Origin of the sequence: Terribacillus sp. FSL K6-0262 (genome assembly GCF_037977385.1) — a bacterium.
Taxonomy (GTDB): domain Bacteria; phylum Bacillota; class Bacilli; order Bacillales; family Amphibacillaceae; genus Terribacillus.
Map to the genome: position 1 here is coordinate 936,050 of NZ_CP150277.1, position 22,023 is coordinate 958,072.

Annotated in this window: 21 protein-coding genes; 2 read left to right on the top strand and 19 right to left on the bottom strand. The window is 47.8% G+C overall.

What is annotated here, in order from left to right:
• Positions 1-115 precede the first annotated feature (115 nt).
• Both rlmD and MHI54_RS04760 read right to left on the bottom strand, forming a co-directional pair.
• On the bottom strand, positions 116-1,501 hold the full coding sequence (gene rlmD / locus MHI54_RS04755) for a 23S rRNA (uracil(1939)-C(5))-methyltransferase RlmD (protein WP_340082457.1): 1,386 nt from the start codon (positions 1,499-1,501) through the stop codon (positions 116-118).
• Positions 1,502-1,610: 109 nt separating this feature from the next.
• Positions 1,611-2,528 (bottom strand): diacylglycerol kinase, encoded by a 918-nt coding sequence (locus tag MHI54_RS04760; protein ID WP_095215003.1) that lies wholly within the window; start codon positions 2,526-2,528, stop codon positions 1,611-1,613.
• Positions 2,529-2,823: 295 nt separating this feature from the next.
• Here MHI54_RS04760 and MHI54_RS04765 point away from each other — a divergent pair, with 295 nt between their 5' ends.
• The gene (locus MHI54_RS04765) at positions 2,824-3,486 is read left to right on the top strand and encodes an O-methyltransferase (RefSeq protein WP_095215004.1); all 663 of its coding nucleotides are present in this window, start codon (positions 2,824-2,826) and stop codon (positions 3,484-3,486) included.
• Between the two features lie 185 nt (positions 3,487-3,671).
• Here MHI54_RS04765 and MHI54_RS04770 read toward each other — a convergent pair whose 3' ends face one another.
• The 13 genes from MHI54_RS04770 to MHI54_RS04830 all read right to left on the bottom strand — a co-directional run bounded on the left by MHI54_RS04770 (position 3,672) and on the right by MHI54_RS04830 (position 17,198).
• Positions 3,672-4,112 carry an alpha/beta hydrolase gene (locus tag MHI54_RS04770; RefSeq protein WP_340082459.1) on the bottom strand — a complete coding sequence of 147 codons (441 nt, stop codon included), beginning with the start codon at positions 4,110-4,112 and terminating at the stop codon, positions 3,672-3,674.
• On the bottom strand, positions 4,106-4,378 hold the full coding sequence (locus MHI54_RS04775; protein ID WP_340082461.1) for a hypothetical protein: 273 nt from the start codon (positions 4,376-4,378) through the stop codon (positions 4,106-4,108). Before MHI54_RS04775 ends, MHI54_RS04770 begins: the two co-directional genes overlap by 7 nt.
• A gap of 114 nt (positions 4,379-4,492) precedes the next feature.
• The gene (gene gatB / locus MHI54_RS04780; RefSeq protein WP_095215006.1) at positions 4,493-5,923 is read right to left on the bottom strand and encodes an Asp-tRNA(Asn)/Glu-tRNA(Gln) amidotransferase subunit GatB; all 1,431 of its coding nucleotides are present in this window, start codon (positions 5,921-5,923) and stop codon (positions 4,493-4,495) included.
• Positions 5,920-7,386 carry an Asp-tRNA(Asn)/Glu-tRNA(Gln) amidotransferase subunit GatA gene (gatA, locus tag MHI54_RS04785; RefSeq protein WP_340082463.1) on the bottom strand — a complete coding sequence of 489 codons (1,467 nt, stop codon included), beginning with the start codon at positions 7,384-7,386 and terminating at the stop codon, positions 5,920-5,922. The genes gatB and gatA overlap by 4 nt, the downstream gene beginning before the upstream one ends.
• An 11-nt stretch (positions 7,387-7,397) precedes the next feature.
• Positions 7,398-7,688, bottom strand: a complete 291-nt coding sequence (gene gatC, locus MHI54_RS04790) for an Asp-tRNA(Asn)/Glu-tRNA(Gln) amidotransferase subunit GatC (RefSeq protein WP_095215008.1) — start codon at positions 7,686-7,688, stop codon at positions 7,398-7,400.
• A 260-nt stretch (positions 7,689-7,948) separates the two neighbouring features.
• A complete protein-coding gene (locus MHI54_RS04795) occupies positions 7,949-8,083 on the bottom strand; it encodes a hypothetical protein (protein ID WP_340082464.1) in 135 nt (44 codons plus the stop codon).
• Positions 8,084-8,096: 13 nt separating this feature from the next.
• Positions 8,097-9,446: a helix-turn-helix domain-containing protein gene (locus MHI54_RS04800; RefSeq protein WP_340082465.1), complete on the bottom strand. Its 1,350-nt coding sequence runs from the start codon at positions 9,444-9,446 to the stop codon at positions 8,097-8,099.
• A gap of 132 nt (positions 9,447-9,578) precedes the next feature.
• A complete protein-coding gene (locus tag MHI54_RS04805; RefSeq protein WP_095215010.1) occupies positions 9,579-10,793 on the bottom strand; it encodes a CamS family sex pheromone protein in 1,215 nt (404 codons plus the stop codon).
• A 13-nt stretch (positions 10,794-10,806) separates the two neighbouring features.
• Positions 10,807-12,813 carry an NAD-dependent DNA ligase LigA gene (gene ligA, locus MHI54_RS04810; RefSeq protein WP_095215011.1) on the bottom strand — a complete coding sequence of 669 codons (2,007 nt, stop codon included), beginning with the start codon at positions 12,811-12,813 and terminating at the stop codon, positions 10,807-10,809.
• A gap of 13 nt (positions 12,814-12,826) precedes the next feature.
• On the bottom strand, positions 12,827-15,046 hold the full coding sequence (gene pcrA, locus MHI54_RS04815) for a DNA helicase PcrA (RefSeq protein WP_095215012.1): 2,220 nt from the start codon (positions 15,044-15,046) through the stop codon (positions 12,827-12,829).
• A 13-nt stretch (positions 15,047-15,059) separates the two neighbouring features.
• Positions 15,060-15,749, bottom strand: coding sequence for a heptaprenylglyceryl phosphate synthase (locus tag MHI54_RS04820; RefSeq protein ID WP_095215145.1), 690 nt, complete (start codon positions 15,747-15,749; stop codon positions 15,060-15,062).
• 138 nt (positions 15,750-15,887) lie between these two features.
• A complete protein-coding gene (locus MHI54_RS04825; RefSeq protein WP_095215013.1) occupies positions 15,888-16,880 on the bottom strand; it encodes a Gfo/Idh/MocA family oxidoreductase in 993 nt (330 codons plus the stop codon).
• A 15-nt stretch (positions 16,881-16,895) separates the two neighbouring features.
• Complete coding sequence (locus MHI54_RS04830; protein WP_093727343.1) at positions 16,896-17,198, bottom strand: YerC/YecD family TrpR-related protein; 303 nt, start codon at positions 17,196-17,198, stop codon at positions 16,896-16,898.
• Between the two features lie 167 nt (positions 17,199-17,365).
• On the opposite strand from MHI54_RS04830, the gene MHI54_RS04835 reads away from it, so the two are divergent.
• Positions 17,366-17,590: a DUF2892 domain-containing protein gene (locus MHI54_RS04835; RefSeq protein ID WP_158221486.1), complete on the top strand. Its 225-nt coding sequence runs from the start codon at positions 17,366-17,368 to the stop codon at positions 17,588-17,590.
• Positions 17,591-17,628: 38 nt separating this feature from the next.
• On the opposite strand, the gene purD is transcribed toward MHI54_RS04835, so the two are convergent.
• From purD to purM, 4 genes are read right to left on the bottom strand one after another with little or no spacing between them, the layout of a single operon-like run.
• The gene (purD, locus tag MHI54_RS04840; RefSeq protein WP_340082468.1) at positions 17,629-18,882 is read right to left on the bottom strand and encodes a phosphoribosylamine--glycine ligase; all 1,254 of its coding nucleotides are present in this window, start codon (positions 18,880-18,882) and stop codon (positions 17,629-17,631) included.
• Positions 18,883-18,900: 18 nt separating this feature from the next.
• Positions 18,901-20,427 (bottom strand): bifunctional phosphoribosylaminoimidazolecarboxamide formyltransferase/IMP cyclohydrolase, encoded by a 1,527-nt coding sequence (purH, locus tag MHI54_RS04845; protein ID WP_095215016.1) that lies wholly within the window; start codon positions 20,425-20,427, stop codon positions 18,901-18,903.
• Between the two features lie 19 nt (positions 20,428-20,446).
• Positions 20,447-21,001: a phosphoribosylglycinamide formyltransferase gene (purN, locus tag MHI54_RS04850; protein ID WP_095215017.1), complete on the bottom strand. Its 555-nt coding sequence runs from the start codon at positions 20,999-21,001 to the stop codon at positions 20,447-20,449.
• On the bottom strand, positions 20,998-22,023 hold the full coding sequence (gene purM, locus MHI54_RS04855; protein WP_095215018.1) for a phosphoribosylformylglycinamidine cyclo-ligase: 1,026 nt from the start codon (positions 22,021-22,023) through the stop codon (positions 20,998-21,000). The genes purN and purM overlap by 4 nt, the downstream gene beginning before the upstream one ends.

Consider the following 22,023-nt stretch of genomic DNA (forward strand, 5'->3'; position numbering starts at 1 on the left):
GAAAAGTCAGTAAGGGCAAGGGATAATAGAAAAAGACCCAGAAATCGGAATTGTTTATTTTACCGAAATCGGGGTCTTATTAGGAAAAGTTTATTTTCACTGAGAAATGTTTATTTTAGTTGGACAGCTTCAACTCAATCTCTGCCACACATTCAATGTGGCCAGTCTGTGGGAACATGTCTACAGGCTGCACTTGCTTTGTCTCGAATCCGCCATCCTCGAGGAAGCGCAAGTCACGTGCCAATGTGCTTGGGTTACAGCTTACGTAAACGATACGTTTCGGCTTCATGTCTATCATGGCTTGAAGCAGTGCTTCGTCACAGCCTTTGCGCGGTGGGTCGACGACGATGACGTCTGGGTTAAGGCCCTGGGCTTTCCACCATGGCATGACTTCTTCGGCTTTGCCGACGTAGAATTCGGCGTTGTCCATATGATTGAGTTTGGCGTTCATTTTGGCATCGGAAACTGCTTGCGGTACGATTTCGACGCCGTAGACTTTTCTCGCTTTTTGGGCCAGGAACAGCGAGATTGTTCCGATACCCGAGTATGCGTCGATGACCGTTTCATTGCCGCTTAGCTTCGCGTATTTCAATGCCTGATCGTACAACACCTTCGTCTGGGCCGGATTGACTTGGTAGAAGGATTGTGCGGAAATCGCGAATTTGATATCTCCGATTGTATCGTAGATGTACTCTTCGCCCCATAGTAGCTTTGTTTTACGGCCCAGGATCACGTTTGTGCGTTCCTTGTTGATGTTCTGCACGATCGATTTGATTTGCGGGTATGTCTCATGCAGCTCAGCTACAAGCTCCTTCGCATAAGGCAATTCATTTGTGCGAGTGACGAGTACGATCATCGTTTCATTGGTCTGCTGGCCAGTTCGGACCATGATGTGACGAAGGACACCACGATGGGTTTCTTCATCATAAGCTGGGATGCCAAGGCGGCTGGCGATTCGGCGGACAGCTTCCACCATCCGGTCGTTCACTTCATCCTGGATGACGCAGGTTTCCATGTTCTCGATGATGTCATGGCTGCGTTTGCGATAGAAGCCAGTGATCATCTCACCATTTCGCTCCGCTGTCGGAATCTGGATTTTGTTCCGGTAACGCCAAGGGTCGTCCATCCCCAGTGCTGGATGGACTGGTACATGCTCCAGATGGCCGATTTTCTTCATGGCATTCTGGACTTGCTTCTGTTTCATCTCAAGCTGCAGCTGATAGCTCATATGCTGAAGCTGGCATCCGCCGCACTGGATATAAACATCACATGGCGGTTCCACACGGGCTGGGCTTGGTTTGGTCACTTCAAGAAGCTTACCGAAACCGAAGTTCTTCTTCGTCTTTATTACTTTTACTTGTGCTGTCTCACCTGGCAGTGCATATGGTACAAACAATGGGTAGCCGTCGACTTTGCCGACACCGTCGCCATCATGGGTCAGGTCTTCGAAAGTCAGCTCGATTGTTTGATTCTTTTCAACTGGTGGCGCTAATTTTGCCATTTTCATCGTCCTTTTTGTTTTTGCTTTCAAGATTGTAACACATTGTGGCGGAAATCAGAAATCCGGGTCCATTGCCCGGGAAATATGTCGAAAAAAGAAACAAGACAGCTTAGTCAACTAAGCTATCTTGTTTCTGGATGAATTCTTCTGTGACAAAGTATTCGATGTGCTGATGCAGATTGACGAATTCACCTGGCAGTAAGCCGCCGTATTCGCCATCGATGTTCAGCTGCATTTTATCCGCAGGCTTCACCTTGATTCGGTTCGCTCTTGTATAAAAGACAAGATCATGGTCCAAATGCGCTCCTCGGATTGCCAAGGAAGCGATACGGATAAATTCCGCAATATTGGTTTTGCGCAGGATGACCAGATCAAACAAGCCATCGTTCAGCAGCGCATCTGGTGCAAGTTTTTCAAAACCGCCGACAGAGTTCGTATTGGAAACTAGGAAAAGCATGATTTCATCCTCGAACCATTTTCCGTCATACTCGATCTCGACCTTGATAGGTCTTAGGGATGGGAGCATTTCAATGCCTTTCAAATAATAGGCCATCTGACCGAGCATTGTTTTTGTCTTGCTTGGAACATCATAGGTAAGCTCTGTCAGCTTCCCGCCGCCAGCGATATTCATGAAGTAATGATCATTGACCTTCCCGATATCTAGCTTGCGCGTCCTGCCTTCCACAATGATCTCTGCTGCTCGCTTGATATTGCGCGGAATGAATAATGCCCGGGCCAAATCATTCGTCGTACCGACCGGAATGATGCCGAGCTTCGGCCGGTTCGGCTGTTCTGCCAATCCCGAGACGACCTCGTTGACAGTACCGTCCCCGCCGCATGCAACGACAAGATCATAGCCCCGCTCCACTGCCAAGCGTGCTGCCTTAGTTGCATCGCCTTCACATGTGGTCGCATGCGCCGAAGTCTCATAGCCTGCCTTTTCAAAGATTTCTAATACATCCGGGAGTTCCCGTCTGAACGCTTCCTTACCTGAAGTTGGATTATAAATGATCCGAGCGCGTTTCATCTGTATTGCCTCCTACCAAACCTTACGTTCACATAGTCCATGTCCTATCATAGCTTTTTTTTCCTATTTTGAAAAGGTCTTTGCCCGCTTCAGGAAGCCTATCTCTTGTCAGTATAGGAAAAATAAGCCGGATTTAACCCAGTCATCGGAAATTCCCCGCTCTTTTGGCTACTTGTTTTTTATTTGATTTGGCACGCCTGCATAAGCCAAAAATTCACAGTAATCAGTCAAATCAATATATTTTCTTCTCCCCATCCGCTACACTAAAAGCATAGAAGAAGAGGGGATGAAACGTATGGAAAACAGATGGGATCATGTAGATGCTTTGTTTTTAGATCATTTGCTGCTTGCCGGCGAGGACCATGATTATGTATTGACGGCGAACCGAAACGCCGGTTTGCCTCAGATCGATGTTTCTCCTCTGCAAGGGAAGCTTTTGCACTTGCTGGCGAAAATCAAGGGTGCTAAGCACATCCTGGAAATCGGCACCCTTGGCGGCTACAGCACCATTTGGCTGACCAAAGCCCTTCCCGTTTCAGGAAAATTGTACACACTGGAAGCCAATCCTGATTTTGCTGAAGTCGCCCGAAGCAATATTGCCAAAGCTGGACTGCAGGACAAAGCAGAAGTGGTAGTCGGTAAAGCTATCGATACACTGCCTGTATTGTATGACAAGCAGAAGAATGTTTTTGATTTCATCTTCCTCGATGCCGATAAACAGAGCTATCCTGAATATCTCAAATGGGCAGTGAAATTAGCAGCACCTGGGGCAGTCATCGTTGCCGATAACGTTGTCCGAAAAGGCGAAGTGGCAAATGAGCATAGCACGGATGAGCGTGTGCAAGGCGTACAGCAGTTTCTCAAAATGCTTTCCGAAGAACCCCGCATCGAAGCCACCGCTGTGCAGACAGTCGGCAGCAAAGGCTATGATGGATTTGTCCTCGGGTATGTAAAATAATCGCCAGGGAAAGGACGCATTGATTATTTTGATGCGTCTTTTTTATGAAGCAATACACTTGCTGTCAGAGCTATGGCCATCAGTATGCTTTCACTGCTTGATTGCAGCTATACAAAAACAGCGATCAAAAATATAGTAAGTAAACCAAGTCGTATGGTTCCAGATATAGCTATCTGCCACCTGCCTCATTCACCGCTGCTTCCAAATTGCTTGCTCAGCCAAGACTTGAGCCCCTCCACCATATCATCTGTAAACTGATGATTGACTTCATTGTAGATATCAAACGTAATATGCGGGCTGCTGCAGTGCGCGTAATACGCATATTGCCCAGAGGAATCCACTATATGATCATTATCTCCATGCATAAGTAAAACAGGTTTGCCGCTATATGTATAATTTATCGGATCATACGCTTCAAGCATCGATCTTTCGATAGATGTCATTCTCCTTCTTCCGTCGGCACTCCTGAAAAACTCCTCCGCAACTACGAATGCGCCGGATCCATTCACATTTACCAAGCCTTGTATTTCTGGATTCTTTGCTAAAATACTGCTTGCTATAAAACCGCCCATGGAACTGCCAATGACAAGGATGTCCTTCCTATTCACTTTCAGATCAGCTAACAAGATCTCGAATTCATCGACTTCTGGAATACTGTCTCCCAGAATAACCGCTGACGTATCTGCCCATCAAAGTAATTATCTAAAATCCCTCTGCTATCGTGATGGATTATATCTGGTAAAACCACTGTATACCCTAGTTCTTTCAGCTCGGCTGCAAGCTCATAATATCCTGCTGTACTGCCCGCCCAGCCGTGATAAATGACAAGTATGGGTGCCTTCTGGTTTGTACCTTGAAAAAAATGATAAGGCAGTCCCTGGTTATGTACCATGCTTTTTCCTCCCCCCTTTTCTGATAGTCTACCAAATATCACATGCACATTGGAGACGGTAATGAAAACTTCCATACATGAAAAAGGACCTGCCCCAAAGGCAGGTCCTTCTCATTAGCGTTTATTCATTTCCGCAATCAGGATTTTATTAACCATCGGCGGGTTGGCTTGGCCTTTTGTCTGTTTCATGACTTGGCCGACCAGGAAGCCGAGGGCACGGTCTTTCCCGTTCTTGAAGTCGATGACGGACTGTTCGTTCTGATCAAGGATCGCTGTGATGATTTCAGTCAGCTGGCCTTCATCAGAGATTTGGACAAGTCCTTTGTCTTTGACGATCTGTTCTGGATCGCCACCGTTCTCGACAAGCTCAGCGAATACCTTCTTCGCCATCTTGGAGGAAAGGGTGCCATCTTCGATCAATGTGATCATTTTTGCCAGTCCCTCCGGTGTCAATGCGATATCGGAAAGATCTTTCTGCTGCTTGTTCAAGTAGGCAGAAACCTCACCCATCAGCCAGTTGGAAGCTGCTTTCGCATCGGCGCCAGCTTTCAATGTCGCCTCGAAGAAGTCGGACATTTCCACGCTGAGCGTCAGCACCATTGCGTCGTATGCAGGCAAGCCCAGCTCATTCACATAGCGGGCCTTCCGGGCATCCGGAAGCTCAGGGATGGACGCACGGATGCGTTCCTTCCATTCGTCATCGATATACAACGGAACAAGATCCGGCTCTGGGAAGTAGCGATAATCGTCAGAACCTTCTTTGACACGCATCAGGACCGTCTCTTTGGTGGACTCGTCATAACGGCGTGTTTCCTGCAGGATTTCACCGCCGGCAAGCAAGACCTTCTGCTGGCGTTTTTCTTCGAATTCAAGGCCTTTTTGGACGAATGCGAAGCTGTTCAAGTTCTTCAGTTCTGCTTTTGTACCAAATTCCTCTTGTCCGATCGGACGCAGGGAAATGTTGGCGTCACAGCGCAGGGAACCTTCCTCCATTTTCACATCGGATACACCGGTGTACTGGATGATGTTGCGCAGCTTCTCAAGATACGCGTACGCCTCTGCCGGTGTGCGAAGATCCGGCTCGGACACGATCTCGATCAATGGTGTACCTTGACGGTTGTAATCGACAAGGGAGTATCCGTCGCCTGTATGGGACAGTTTACCAGCGTCCTCCTCCATGTGGATACGTGTGATACCGATTTTCTTCTTGTACCCATCCACTTCGATTTCGATCCAGCCATTCTCGCCGATCGGCTGATCGAATTGTGAAATCTGGTAAGCTTTCGGGTTATCCGGATAGAAGTAGTTCTTCCGGTCGAATTTTGTATGCGTTGCGATTTCACAGTTAAGCGCCATCGCGGCCTTCATTGCAAAGTTCACTGCTTCTTTATTCAAGACTGGAAGCACACCAGGGTACCCAAGATCGATCGGGTTGGTGTTTTCATTTGGTTCGGCACCGAATGCATTTGGGCTCGGGCTGAAAATCTTGGACTTCGTCTTCAGCTCCACGTGTACCTCGAGTCCGATGATAGTTTCGAAATTCATCCTTTTACGCCTCCCAATGCCGGTTTCTGTTTGTGATGATCTGTCGCTTGCTCGAATGCATAAGCAGCGCGGTAGACCGTCGCCTCATCAAAGTGCTTCCCGATGATTTGCAAGCCGATCGGCAGCCCTTCGCTTGAGAATCCGCAAGGCAGGGAGATTCCCGGCACGCCCGCAAGGTTCACAGGGATCGTCAGGATATCGATTGCGTACATTGTCAATGGATCTTCGACTTTTTCGCCTACTTTGAAGGCTGGTGTCGGAGTTGTCGGTCCAACGATGACATCATAATCCTCGAACACCTTGTCAAAGTCATTCTTGATCAAAGTACGTGCCTTTTGGGCTTTCTTATAATACGCATCGTAATAGCCGGAGCTAAGCGCGAACGTACCAAGCATGATGCGACGTTTTACTTCCTCGCCGAAACCATCGCGGCGGGAATATTTGAACACGTCGATCATATTTTCCGCCTGAGTGGAGCGAACACCATAACGGACGCCGTCAAAACGCGCGAGGTTGGCAGATGCTTCAGATGAAGACAGCAAGTAGTATGCTGCCACTGCATAACGGGAATGCGGAAGGGAAACTTCTTCCCATGTTGCGCCAAGATCTTCATAAACTTTCAAGGCAGCTTTGATGGAATCACGGACTTCATCGGAAACACCTTCGCCGAGATACTCGGAAGGCACAGCGATGCGAAGTCCTTTGACATCCTGCTTCAAAGCTTCTGTGTAATTCGGGATTTCCACATCGGCACTGGTGGAATCCATTTCATCATGACCTACGATTGCCTGCAGCAGGTGTGCGTTATCTTCTACCGTACGAGTCATCGGACCGATTTGATCCAGGGAAGATGCAAATGCAACGAGACCGAAACGGGAAACAAGACCGTATGTAGGCTTCAATCCGACGACACCGCAGAATGCTGCTGGTTCACGAATGGAACCGCCTGTATCGGAACCCAGGGAGAAGAATACCTCTCCTGCAGCTACAGCAGCTGCAGACGCACCGCTGGAACCGCCTGGAACATAATCTGTGTTCCAAGGATTGCGAGTAGTGAAGTACGCGGAGTTCTCATTGGAAGAACCCATCGCGAATTCATCCATGTTCAATTTCCCGATTGTGACAGTCTTCTTGTCCTTCAGCTTGGAAACGACCGTTGCATCGTAAAGCGGGTCCGTGAAGTTATCAAGGAACTTACTCGCACAAGTGGTGCGAAGACCTTTCGTCACGATATTATCCTTGATACCGATCGGAATACCGAATAACGGGTTGTCGCTGTCCTGCTCGTCCAATTCCTTGGCAGCCGCCCGTGCATTTTCTTCATCAAGTGTCAAGAAAGCTTTCACTTCATCGTCTACTTCCTTGATGCGCGCATAGGAAGCATCCACAAGATCCGTAACCGTGATCTCTTTGTTATGTAGCTTTTCCTGCAATTCTTTCAATGTATAATCAAACAAAGACATAATCTTCCTCCTCAGTCCAAAATCGACGGCACACGGAACTGGCCATCCTTCTGATCCGGTGCATTTTTCAATGCATCCTCCCGGTCGATCCACTTGCGCGGTTCATCTTCACGCATGACATTCTTCAAATCAAGCACGTGTGTCGTAGGTTCAACATTATCTGTATCAAGCTCATTCAAAAGCTCGGCATATCCAATGATAGCATCGAGTTCCTTCGTCATCTTTTCCGCTTCTTCATCTGTGATTGCAAGACGCGCCAAATGCGCTACATGCAATACCTGTTCTTTTGTAATCTCTGACATACTGTCACCTCCGGAATTCACCTTACATGTATATAAAAATGATCATAGCAAAAGGAGCTGCCGTAAAGCAACCAGACTATAACATATAACTATTTTAGCACCTTTTGACCGCCAAACAAAGCCAAGCACGATAAAAAGAAAAAGCCCGCCTTATCTCATGATAAAGCGAGCGATTGAGGGTCTTACTTAAGGGAAATAGTACTTAGTGTATTTATTCGGCGAAGGAATGGATTATCCTTCTAGGAAACTATAAATTAATATTAGAAATTAGATAGTTTGATGGAAAGTACACCAGGAGTTGCTTCCAATGCTCCATCATTTGAATTAGAACTTCCAACTACTGTACTGATACCTAGAACTGCAATTAGACCAGTAACTACCAATAGTTTTTTCATAAATAATCTCCCCTTAAAATTTTAAAAGTTTTTGATAACTAGAACTTGCCAACTTATAGAAATGAGCAGCATTCTTATATTTCTTTAATTTTTCAAAGTGTTCTCCAATCATATTAGCATAATTAACAATGTTGGCATAATCACTTTTTTCTTCTAAGTACGGTAAAAATTCATTAATAATTGTATGCTCAAGTTGATTGTATTCTTTATAAATTGCGTATTTGTACACATCCAACTCAAGTTTAAATGTTCGTTTGTTATGAACCGGAAGCTCTTCTACAAGTTGGTAGTTTTGTTCGAGAATTTCTTTAGCCTCATTTAATCTTCCGCTATTATAATATTCCTTAATTAAAGAAATAACTGTATTAATTTGGGTAGCTGTAACATTACTCCCCATCGCATAAGCTTGTTCGAGATATCTTATAGCTTCCTCGCTTTCACCTAGTGTGGAGTGTAAGTATCCTAAATTATGATTAGATAGTTGAATTACTTCCGAGTTTTCAGTTATCTCCCCGAGATGTTTCGCCATATTATATTGTTTTATTGCCATATCAATCATGTGCATTCTTCGATAGCTAATACCCAGGAGAATATGGCACTGTGCACATCTAACAAAGTTATAGTTTTGTCTAAAGACATCAAGTGCCTTATTGGCATGTTCCATTGATTTAAGATTGTTAATCAATCTAGTATGAGTGACTGCTAAAGTATAATGGATATCGGCTATATCTGTTTCGGTCAACTCAATATTTTTTATAAGTGATTCGGCAATCTCATAATAATGAAGTGCTTTGACATTATCATCTTCATTTATTTGATAATAATTACCTAAGTACTTATTCCAAAAGAAATTTTGTTTAGAATCAAAAGAATACTCCAGATTTCTTAGCTTTTCTATTTGCTCTTTGGTTTTCTGTTCATCGTTACTAACCAAATAGTATCTAACTTTGTGAATCTCAAAAAGAATTTCGTAATCAGAATTGCTATTCTTAAATAATTGCTCTAATTCCTGGAATCTTGCTTTCTGTTCTTCTCTACTTTTCGTAACATAAAGAAGCGCAAACCATTCTTCCGCCTTCTCCTTGATCATATCCTCGTTTTCTGCATTGAGCTGAATACCGAGTCGTTCGCATAATAATGCGATGACTTCCGGGCTGGCGTCGGTTTTTTGATTTTCGATTTTGGACAGATAGGATTCTGAAACAATACCCGCTGCTAGGTCTTCTTGCGTCATGTTTTGCTTTATTCTATGTAGTTTAATTAAAGGGCCGATTTCCATTTGGGCTACACCTCGAAACATTTTTTTCTTTCTGAGTAAGAGCTTGTGCCCAAGACCATTGCTGGGATGTGTTCCTGCTTTCATTCTAACATATCCCAGCTTTAAGTATATTGGGAAAGTAGGGATTAAAGAGTATGCTTCTGTACCTATTTCCCAATTATACTTTCCTAGTCTTGTCTTTAAATGTGAATTTTTGTCTTTTTTTGTATGGCTTCTTTAATTAAGGATATACACTTCCGGTTCTTTTGTGTCTTTCTCCCTCGTAATGATTGCTTCTGTCTTATCATTGGAGGTGATGTTGATTTCCAGATCATAGTAATTCGGGAAGATGTCCATGACTTGGCTGTATGCATATTGCGTGAAAGCGACCACTTCAGCATTCCCTTCAAATTGGATCGGGATTTCGATCGTAAGTTTTTTCAGCTCATCATCCTGATAGAATCCTCTTCCGACCATGCCGGTGTAATTCGGGAAGAAGCTGGACACCTTCGTTTCGAAAGCGGATATATATTGGCTTTCATCTGGATGATCCTTTTCTGCCGCATCGGATGGGAACAAGACATTCTCCTCATTGATCTTGTCCCAGTCCCCGACCGAGCTGCTGCCTTCTTCTACGGTTGTTTCAGCAACGAAGTTGCCTGGAACGACCGATTCCTTCTTGGCTTCCCGGTAAACGGCGATATGAATCGGAACTTCGGATAATCCATCCATTCCTCGCATTCTTTCGACAATCTTCTTGGCCATTTCGTTTGCTTGTGCAAGCATCTCATCCTCTGGGATATCCTCACGATATGGTCCTTTGCCGCCAGTTGTGAACTGGTATTCCGACTTCATCGCAAGGGCGATGGAAACGCCGCCCAATGTGATATCGCCATTGTCATCCTCGACCATATAGTCCTGCTCCAGGATGTGAGAAAGATATTTGGGATTTTTGCGGAAGTCCTCCTCGGAAGCTTTGTCTTCATCCAGTTCCGGATTCAGTCCAAGCTCCTTCGCTTTTTCATCCTCGGTGATTTCTCCCTTATCGTTTTCCTTGGCTTTGGCGTATCGGCCGATCCAGCTGTAAAGCGTATCGCTATCCAGCATTTGCCCTTCACGGAAATAGTAATCTTCCGGACTGAAAACATCCTTCGAATGATTCCGCAGTCCTTCTTCGACCTCATCGATATCCAAACGGTTGGCGATTTGGTTGATGATCACGCCTCGGGCAGCGCTTGTCTCATAGTTGACGACACCCTTGGATTTTCCCTTCTCATAAGGAAGCAATACTTTATATTCCTCATCCGAGTAGTTGTAGCTGGAAACGACGGATGTTTTTTCCCCGCCATCCGCCGTTTCCTGCTTGACCTCTTCTTCCCCGCCGCCAGACGGACCGCAGCTTGCCAGCAAAATGAGTGCCCCTATACTAAGAACACCTGCTAATTTCTTCATGTGTTTCCCCTCTCTATTCCTGTAACGCTTCGATCAAACGTGCTTCATCCCATATCTCAATGCCAAGCTTCTCTGCTTTTTCATATTTCGAACCAGCATCCTCGCCGGCAATCAATAAATCTGTTTTTTTGCTGACACTGCCAGTGACAATGCCGCCAAGCGCTTCGATTTTCTCTTTTGCCTGCGGCCGTGTGAGAGCTTCCATTTTCCCCGTCAAGACGATGGTCTTGCCGCTGAAGATGCTGTCAGAAGTCACTTCCTGCGGCTTGATGCCTTTGTAGGTCATATTGACGCCTACCGCCTTCAGCTCTTCAATCAGCTGGATGACCTTATCTTCTTGGAAATGCTGATAAATGGAGTCAGCCATCTTTTCCCCGATTTCATCGATTGCTACAAGCTCCTCCACGGATGCTTGCTGCAATTCATCCATCGTCTCAAAGGCCTGGGCCAATGTTTTCGCAGCCTTGGCACCGACGAAACGGATGCCTAAACCGAACAGCAGGCGCTCCAGTGAATTATCCTTCGATGCTTCAATCGATTTAAGCAGATTATCTGCCGATTTCTCACCCATTCGTTCAAGGTCCAGTAAAGCATCGCGATCCAGCTTATACAGATCATCGATCGTATGCACCAATCCGGCACGGTACAGCTGGATGATGACCTTCTCCCCAAGTCCATCGATATTCATCGCATTCCGGGAAACAAAATGAATCAATCCTTCGACAAGCTGTGCCGGGCAGCTCGGATTGATGCAGCGAAGCGCTACCTCGCCTTCCAAACGAACCGTCTCGCTGCCGCATTCCGGGCAGTGCTCGGGCATGTGGAATTCCCGCTCTTCTCCGGTTCGGGCATCCGTCACGACACGGACGACTTCCGGGATGATGTCACCGGCCTTTTTGATGACAACCGTATCCCCGATCCGAATATCCTTCTCGCGAATCAGGTCCTCATTATGCAAGGTTGCTCTCTGTACTGTCGTGCCGGCCACCCGGACCGGCTCCAGCAGTGCGGTCGGAGTGATGACACCGGTACGTCCGACATTCAGCTCGATATCGTAAAGCTTCGTCGTCACTTCTTCAGCTGGGAATTTATAGGCAATCGCCCAGCGAGGTGTACGTGCTGTGAAGCCAAGTTCATCCTGCTGCTCCCGCTTGTCCACCTTGATGACGATACCATCGATTTCATAGCTCAATTCACGGCGTTTGGCGCTCCATTCCTCCACATAAGCCAGTACTTCCTCGATTGTCCGGCAGCGGCGGCGCTCCTTGTTCGTCTTGAAACCTAACTTCTCCAAGTAATCGAGCAATCCGCTATGGGAATCCAGATCATTTGTCTCCCATTGGCCAGAACCATATAGGAAAATATCAAGATTGCGGCTGGCAGCAATCTTCGGATCAAGCTGCCGTAAAGACCCTGCTGCTGCGTTACGCGGATTGGCAAAAGGCGCTTCGCCGTTTTCTTCCTTTTGCTTATTGAGGGCCGCAAAGGATTTCTGCGGCATAAATGCCTCCCCGCGCACCTCGATTGCTTCGTTCAAATCTATTCGGAGCGGGATGCTGCGGATTGTCCGCAGATTCTGGGTGATGTCTTCCCCCGTCGTCCCGTCACCACGTGTCGCTCCTTGGACGAATTCTCCATTTTCGTAACGGAGTGAAACCGCCAGTCCATCAATCTTGAGTTCACAAATATATGAGTAATCGTCGGTTCCCAATCCATTTTGAACCCGCTTGTCAAAGCTCCGCAGATCCTCTTCGTTGAAGGCATTGCCCAGGGAAAGCATCGGTACGCGATGCTCCACCTTGTTGAATGCTTCAAGCGGCGTGCCGCCGACGCGCTGGGATGGTGAATCGCTTGTGACAAGATCCGGGAACTCCGCTTCGATGTCCAGCAGACGTTTCAGTGTTTGATCATATTCCTGATCGGACACCTGAGGATCATCGAGGACGTGATAGTCATAATTATATTGATTGAGCTTTTTGCGTAAATCCGCAAGCTCTTGGATCGCTTCTTCTTTATTCATGTTGCCACCTCAGTTAAGCTTTTGTGATCGGTGCGAACGAAGCAAGCAGCCGTTTGATGCCAACCGGTGCCGGGAAGGCGATATCAAGCTCCATCGCCTCTCCTTCTCCATTGACCTTCACCACTGTTCCTTCGCCCCATTTCTTATGGACTGCCTTGTCACCAGGGCTCCATCCAAGCGCATCGGCTCCTGATTTTGGCTTCGGCTTGCGGACAATGCGCTTTTGCTCCTGCGGCTTCGGCTGTTGGCGACGGCTTTGGAGTCCGAATGGATTTTGTTTGGTTTCCTGCATGCCTTCGAGCAGCTCATTCGGAATTTCACCGATAAAACGGCTGACCGGGTTCATATTCGTCCGGCCGAACAATGTCCGCATCTTGGCATTGGTAAGGAATAGCTCCTCTTCTGCACGGGTGATGCCCACATATGCAAGACGACGCTCTTCCTCCATCTCCGTCTCATCCATTTGGGAACGGCTGTGCGGGAACACATTCTCTTCCATCCCGATCAGGAATACTACCGGAAATTCAAGCCCTTTGGCACCATGAAGTGTCATAAGGACGACTTTATCGTCACTGGATGGGTCATCATCCATCGAATCGATATCCGCAATCAGTGCGAGATCCGTCAAAAATGCAACCAGGGACTTGTCTTCACTTGTCTGCTCGAAGTTTTTGGTCACTGTCTTGAACTCTTCCAAGTTCTCGAGACGGCTTTGGGATTCGATGCTCCGCTCTGCTTTCAGCATTTCTTCATAGCCTGAACCTTCCAGCACCTGCTCGACCATATCCGTTGCCGTCAGGAATTCCATCTGGTTGCTCCAATTGCTGATCATTGTCCCGAATTCGCTCAAGGCATTGGCCGCTTTGGCACTTACACCTGTGAAATCGACTTCCTTAAGTGTCTCGAACAAGGAAAGTTCATGCTCATTGGCATATGCCTGCAGCTTTTCAATGGAGGTTTTTCCAATGCCGCGCTTCGGCTCATTGACTACCCGCTCGAAACTGATGTCATCATCGGGGTTTGCTATCAGACGCAAGTAGGCCAGCATATCCTTGATTTCCTTGCGGTCATAGAACTTCGTGCCGCCGATCATTTGATATGGGACTCCTGCTTTTACAAACGTTTCCTCGATGGAACGGGATTGGGCATTCGTCCGGTAAAGAATCGCGATATCACGATAATGGCGTTTCTTCTCCTTCATGACCATTTCCTCGATCTTCTCGGTCACATACAATGCTTCATCGCGTTCTGTTGCTGCTTCGTAATAACGCAGCTTTGCTCCATCCGCATTATCGGTCCAAAGGTTCTTCGGCTTGCGCCCTGTATTGTTGGCAATGACTTTATTTGCCGCATCCAGGATCGTTTTCGTCGAGCGGTAGTTCTGTTCCAGCATGACGACCTTCGCATTTGGATAATCCTTCTCGAAAGACAGGATATTGGTGATGTCGGCTCCCCGCCAGCGATAAATGGACTGATCGGAGTCCCCTACCACACAGAGGTTCTTATAACGGGAAGCGAGCTGATTCACCAAACGGTACTGCGCATGGTTCGTATCCTGGTACTCATCCACATGGATGTATTGGAAACGGCGCTGGTAGTATTGCAGCACTTCGGGCACGCGGTCGAACAGCTGGATTGTCTGCATGATCAAATCATCGAAATCCAGTGATTGATTGCGGCGTAACGTTTTTTGATACAAGTCGAATACTTCAGCCACTTTCCGTTCATAAACACTGCCAGCTTCCTTGCTGTACTGTTCAGGCGTGATCAGTTCATTCTTTGCTGAGCTGATGGCACCAAGCATCGCGCGCGGATCATATTGCTTCGGATCCAGATTGAGCCGTTTCAGTGCTTGCTTGATGACAGATAGCTGATCGCTCGTATCAAGGATGGAAAAATTGCTATTATATCCTATTCTGTCTATATCACGGCGTAAAATGCGCACACACATGGAGTGGAAAGTGGAAACCCATATTTGGGAACCTTCCTCCCCGACCAATTTGTGCACACGCTCCCGCATCTCACGGGCAGCTTTGTTCGTGAAAGTGATCGCCAAGATGCTGCGCGGCGATACTTCCTTCTCCCCCAGCAAATAGGCAATCCTGTTCGTCAGCACACGTGTCTTACCGCTTCCGGCACCAGCCATGATGAGCAGCGGTCCTTCCGTGTGCTGTACCGCCTCTGCCTGTTCCTTATTCAAACCATTTATTAAATCATTCGCCAATCGGCTCATGTTTGCACCGCCTTCATTTCTTTCCTTTTACTGCTTCCACTGTCTTCAGGGCAGCCTTTATATTATCATATACGCTGTTTCCGACAATAATCACGTCTGCATACTGCTTCATTTCGGCTGCTTGCTCCGGTGAAGCGATGCCGCCCCCATAAAACAGCAATGTGTTCGAGAGCTGATTTTTCACCTTGCCGACAAGTTCCGGATCTGCATACGCGCCGCTGTTTTCCAGATAGAATATCGGGAGCTTGTACATATGCTCCGCCATATAAGCATAAGCGATGATATCCTCTTCAGACGGCATTTCGCAGTTCGTATGGGTGAAAACCTTCGCTTCCTGATTGATGACACAATAACCCTCCATCATGATCTCGTCCCAGTGCATCATATCCCGGTATGCCTTCACAGCTTCATGATGGAGCCCCATGATCCATTGCTTGTCTTTGCTGTTCATCACCATCGGCACATAATAAAAATCAAAGCCAGGTGTAATCGAGTCCATTGTGCTTATCTCCAGGATGACCGGAACTGTGTGGCGGCGGATCCGCGCCAGCAGATCGAGGACACCATCCAATGTCACATTGTCCGTACCGCCGACGATGATGGCATCCGTTCCGGACTCACAGATTTTCTCCAGCTCTTCATCGCCGATTTCCTTAGCTGGATCGAGCTTGAATATATGTTTCCACTCTTTCATGTTATACACGTACGCATCCTCCATTACTTGCTTCCATAACGTTCATTATAGCAAAAATCGACTGGATAATTGAGTGATAACCAGGAGGAAAATACGAAGACTTTACGAACGAAGAAAGCCCGGCAATCTTTTGCCAGGCTTTCGGTATCATTGGATCCGGTCGGCCGGGAAAATCAGGCCGAACTGGATTCTTGCTTTTTCCATGATTTCCGCTACATTCAGCGCCAATTCATGTGTATTGATGGCCGATTCCCGTTTTCCGGATTGAATCAAGCTCACAAATTCCTCTATTTCATAAAACATACGATGTTCATTATCCTGCGGACCGCTGATGGTTTTCTCTGTGCTGTCATGATACTGGATCGTCACATCTTCAAAATGCCCGATATGATCGATCCGGATCGTCGCATCTTCTCCTTGTATTTCGGAAGGCTGCGTGGAGCTGGTGATTTTGGAATAGTAGACGACTGCTTCCATTCCGTCATACGTCAATGTGATCGTTGCTTGTCCATCGACGCCCGATTCAAGCAAGGTTCCGCTTGCCTTTATCTCCTTTGGTTTGCCAAACAGCGCAACCAGCGGATATATGCAATAGATACCGATATCCATCGTTGCACCATTGCTGAGCTCGGGATTGAAGGCATTCAGGATCGTGCCTTGCCGATACGCATCATAACGGGAAGAATACTGGCAAAGCTGAGCCACATAGCGCCGCACCGTTCCGATTTCACCCAAATGTTCCTTTACCGCTTGAAAGTTCGGCAAGAATGTCGATTTCATTGCTTCCATCAACAGAACATCATGCTGTTTCGCTGTTTCAATCAAATCCTTGACTTCTGCCGTATTGGATGCCAGCGGCTTTTCGCATAATACATGAACGCCATGCTGCATGAAAATCTTCGCTTGTCCCGCATGCAAAGCATTCGGGCTCGCGATATAAACTGCATCGATCTCTCCGCTCGCTGCCATTTCTTCAATGTCAGTGAACGTATGTACTGCTTTGTGCTTCTTGGCGAATTCCTCCGCCGTTTCAGCTTTCCGGGAATAAACGGTTGTCAGTTCAAAGTCCTTTACTTTCTTTCCTGCTTCCAAAAAGGATTCCGTTATCCAATTCGTTCCGATCACACCAAAGCGCACCATCCCATGTCAGCTCCCTTATTCTTCTGTTTTTTCTTCCAAACGTTCAAGTACTGTATTATAGCCGTCGTTTCCATAATTGAGGCAGCGTTTCACCCGGGAAATCGTTGTCGTGGACGCACTTGTTTCCTGGACGATGCTATGATACGTCGCCCCATCACGGAGCATCTTTGCAACCTGAAGACGCTGTGTAAGCGATTGAATTTCGCTGATGGTTGCAATGTCATCGAAGAAACGATAGCATTCCTCGATATCCTTCAATGAAAGGATCGCCTTGAATAATTCATCTAAATGCTCACCACGGAGCTTGTCAAGCTGCATGCAGCTTCCCTCCCCCATACGCACGGATGTGCTTCTTACCTTATCCTTTATCATACATCATCTTGAGGCTTTTGCGTAATACGACGCGCATTGGAATTTTTATACTGGCATAAACCCCTGTCATGGCAGGAAAAACTAAGCTGGCAGAAGGAAAGGGGTGCCAAAAAATGAAACCGAATATGGGGCTGATCCAGGCAATGATCCGAATTGCTGCCGGCGTCAGCATGGTCGGGTATGCGACAGCTGCACTCGTCACAAAGCCAAAGCAGTTCACCGCCCATTTGGTGTTATTGGCAGGTGCAATCAAGATTGCCGAGGGTATCGTCCGATATTGCCCGAGCATGACTTTGATCAACCAATTTCGTCAAAAACAAGCTTCCAAAGAAGAATAAAAAGAAGAACTGGCCTTTATCCCAGTTCTTCTTTCGTTTTATTCCCCGAACCCGATATCCGTCCGATAATGGAAGGAAGGATTATCTTTGAAAATATCCAGCCCTTTTTTGACACTTTCCACTGCGACCGCCCGATTATGATGTACAGATCCGATGAACAAGATACGTCCGCCGCTGGAAACAAAGCCATCTGCCTTTCTTTCCGTCCCGGCGTGAATGCAGAATACATCATTCGGAAGCCCGGATAAGTCTGGTATCGGAAGCTGTTTCTCGTAGCTTCCGGGATAGCCGCTTGCAGCAATGACCGTTCCAGTCGCATAAGCGTCCTTCCACTTCAGCTTTGGATCTTCACCAGCCGTGACATCCTGCATCACCTGCAGCAAATCATTCTCCAAAAGCGGCAGGATGACTTGTGTTTCGGGATCACCGAAGCGTGCGTTGAATTCGATTACTTTCGGACCGTTGCTTGTTTCGATGAGACCGGCGTAAAGAACACCAGTAAAGGGACGTTTCTCCTCGGCCAGGCCAGAAGCAGCAGGCTTCAGGATACGGCTGACAGCTTCGTCGATCACTGTCTGCTTCAAATCAGGAATTGGTGCAAAAGCTCCCATGCCGCCGGTGTTCGGTCCTTCATCATTATCATAAACGCGTTTATGATCCCGGGCAGGCACGAGCGGATAAACATTTTTGCCATTGACGAAAGCCATCAGTGAAAATTCCTTGCCCTCAAGGAACTCCTCTATGACAACCAGGCTGCCTGCCTGACCGAACTGATTGCCGACGAGCATGCTCTCCACAGCTTCATTTGCTTCTTCAACCGTCTGAGCGACGACAACACCTTTACCAGCTGCAAGACCATCCGCTTTGACAACGATCGGTGCACCCTGTTCGGCAATATAGGCTTTTGCTTTCTCTGCATCCGAAAAGGTTTCACTTGCAGCAGTCGGTATACCATGCGTGCACATGAACCGCTTGGCGTAATCCTTGCTGCCTTCGATCAAAGCTGCTTCCTTTGTCGGACCGAAAACATGCAATCCCTCCTGCTGGAATGCATTGACGACTCCTGCCAGCAAAGGAATCTCAGGTCCGACAAACGTCCAGTCGATCTGTTCTTCCTTGGCAAAGCGTACAAGCTCCTCAACAGCTGTTACATCTATCGGCACACAAGTAGCCAAATCCGCTATGCCGCCGTTCCCAGGCGCTGCATACAGAGCAGATACCTTCGTGCTTGAAGCGAGCTTCGCGACGATGCTGTGTTCACGGCCGCCGCTGCCTATTACAAGAACTTTCACAATGTCTCCTCCTGACGATTAATGCTTGAAGTGGCGCATATCCGTATAAACCATGGCAATATTGTGCTTGTTGCAGACAGCCACGGAATCTTCATCCCGTTTGGAGCCGCCTGGCTGGATGATAGCTGTCACACCAGCTTGCACCGCTGCTTCGACTGTATCCGGCATCGGGAAGAAAGCATCGGATGCAAGCACCGCGCCTTTCGCTTTCTCTCCGGCTTGTTCCAAGGCGATTTCAGCTGCACCGACCCTGTTCATCTGACCAGCACCGACACCGATTGTCTGATCCTCTTTTGCGACTACGATTGCATTGGATTTCACATGCTTCACGACTTTCCAGGCAAAGAGCAGATCCTTCAGTTCTTCCTCTGTCGGCTTGCGATCGGTAGCTACTGTCAAATCCGCTTCCGTCACTGCACCTGTGTCATGATCCTGGACAAGTAAACCGCCGCTTACGCTGACGACTTTTTTCGGCTGCCGGATCTTGTCTGCTGCCAGCTCCAATAGGCGGATATTTTTCTTCTCTGTCAATAGGGCCATTGCTTCCTCCGTGAAGCTTGGTGCAATGACAATTTCCAGGAAGATTTCTTTCAGCTGCAATGCCGTATCTCTGTCCACTTCCCGATTCAAGGCCACGATGCCGCCGAAAATGGATGTTGGATCGGCCTCGAATGCTTTGCGGAATGCATTGGAGATGGTATCGCCGATGCCGACGCCGCAAGGGTTCATATGCTTGACCGCCACCGCAGCCGGCTCCTGGAATTCCATGACAATCTCCAGTGCCGCATTGGCATCCTGGATATTGTTATAGGACAGCTCCTTGCCATGCAGCTGCTTGGCGTTTGCAATCGAGGCACCTTTGACGATCGGCTCCTTATAAAACGCCGCTGCTTGATGCGGGTTCTCCCCATAACGCAGGGATTGGACTTTTTCATATGTAAGTGTCAGTGTTTCCGTATCTTGCTCCTCATTCAACCCTGCAAAATAAGACGCAATCATCGCATCATAATTTGCGGTATGACGGAACACTTTTCCTGCCAGACGGCGTTTCGCTTCATAGGAAAGTTCCCCCTGCTGCAAAGCAGACAATGTCGCATCATAATCATCCGGGTCGACAAGGACTGTGACTCCAGCAAAGTTCTTTGCAGCCGAGCGAAGCATTGTCGGTCCGCCGATATCGATATTCTCAATCGCATCGGCTTCGGTCACGCCGGCTTTCTCGATTGTATTTTTGAAAGGATAAAGATTCACCACCACCAAATCGATTGGTGTGATATCGCGCTCTTTCAGCTCCTGCATATGGCTTTCGAGGTCCCTTCTCGCCAGCAGTCCGCCGTGGATGGCTGGATGGAGAGTTTTCACACGACCGTCCATGATTTCATCGAATTTTGTGACGTCGGATACTGCCATAGCCGGAATGCCTGCTTCCTGCAGCTGTTTCAATGTGCCTCCGGTAGAGATGATTTCATAATCCAATGCTGCCAAACCTTTGGCGAACGGGATGATTCCAGTTTTATCTGATACGCTGATCAACGCACGTGGCATTGCTTTCATTCCTTTCTCGTTATGTAAGTATGGATCGAATCGTTTCCGGATAAAGCCGATGCTCGATGGCTTGAATCCGTCGATGTAATGTCTGACGTGTATCTGTATCCTGTACCTGGACTGCTTCCTGGGCGATGATGGTGCCGGTATCCATGCCTGCATCAACATAATGGATTGTCACACCGCTTACTTTCACGCCTGCTGCCAAAGCTTGTCCGATGGCATCCTTGCCGGCAAATGCAGGCAATAAGGACGGATGGATGTTCACGATCCTTCCTGGAAAAGCTTCCAGCAGTGTCGGTCCGATCAGGCGCATGTAGCCTGCCAGGAAGATCCACTCTATCTGCTTTTCTTTCAGCTTTGCGAGAATGGCTTGTTCATAGGTCTGTTTATCCGGAAAAGTCTTTGGATCGCAGACGAAAGTTTCTACATTCCAATGTTTTGCTTTTAAAATAACAGGTGCTTCCGGCTTATCACAAACGAGCACTGCAATCGAGCAAGGCAAGTCGGATGCCTGTACAATTGCTTCGGCGTTGCTGCCGCTTCCTGAAGCAAATACGGCAGCGGCAATCATGCGGAAAACTCCACGCCTGGCTTATCCGTCACTTCCCCGATGATCCAGGCACTTTCACCAGCGTCCCGCAGAATGGATATGACCCGCTCCGCATCATCCGGGGAAACGATAAGCGCCATGCCGATGCCTGTATTGAATACACCGAGCATATCCTCGAAGACAAGCTGTGCTCTTTCCATCAGGAATTCGTAAACAGCCGGCAGCTCCCAGCTGTCAGTCTGAATTCGCACACCTAGATGCTCAGGTACTGCGCGGGGCAGGTTTTCATGGAAGCCGCCGCCGGTGATATGGGAGATACCATGGATATCGATCTTCTCCTGGACAGCTCGCACTGCTTTGGCGTAGATTTTGGTCGGCTCCAGCAAAACCTCCCCTAAAGGACGATCGAATGGTGCATACACTTCCTCCAAGTTCAGTCCGTTCTGCTCGATCAGACGCCTTACCAGGGAAAAGCCATTGGAATGCAGACCGCTTGATGCGATTCCGATGATCGTATCTCCCTTTTCGACACCTGCTCCGCTGATCAGCTTTTCCTTTTCGCCGATACCGACGACAAAGCCTGCCAAGTCATATTCATCCGCTCCATACATGCCTGGCATTTCGGCCGTTTCGCCGCCGATCAGAGCAGCACCCGCTTCGACACAGCCATCGGCAATACCCTTGACGATCTGTTCGATTTTTTCCGGTTCGTTTTTGCCGCAGGCAATATAATCAAGAAAGAATAATGCTTGTGCTCCCTGCGCGATGATGTCATTCACACACATGGCGACAAGATCGATTCCGACCGTATCATGCCGATCCATCTCAAAAGCAAGCTTCAGCTTTGTGCCCACCCCGTCCGTTCCGGAAACAAGCACCGGCTCCTTGTAGGAAAAGGACGACAAGTCAAAAAGTCCGGCAAACGCGCCGACACCGCCGATCACTTCCGGCCGGTCCGTACGCTTGATATGTTTTTTCATCAAATCCACTGCGCGATAGCCCGCTTCGACATCTACGCCGGCTTGCTTGTAAAGTTCACTCAT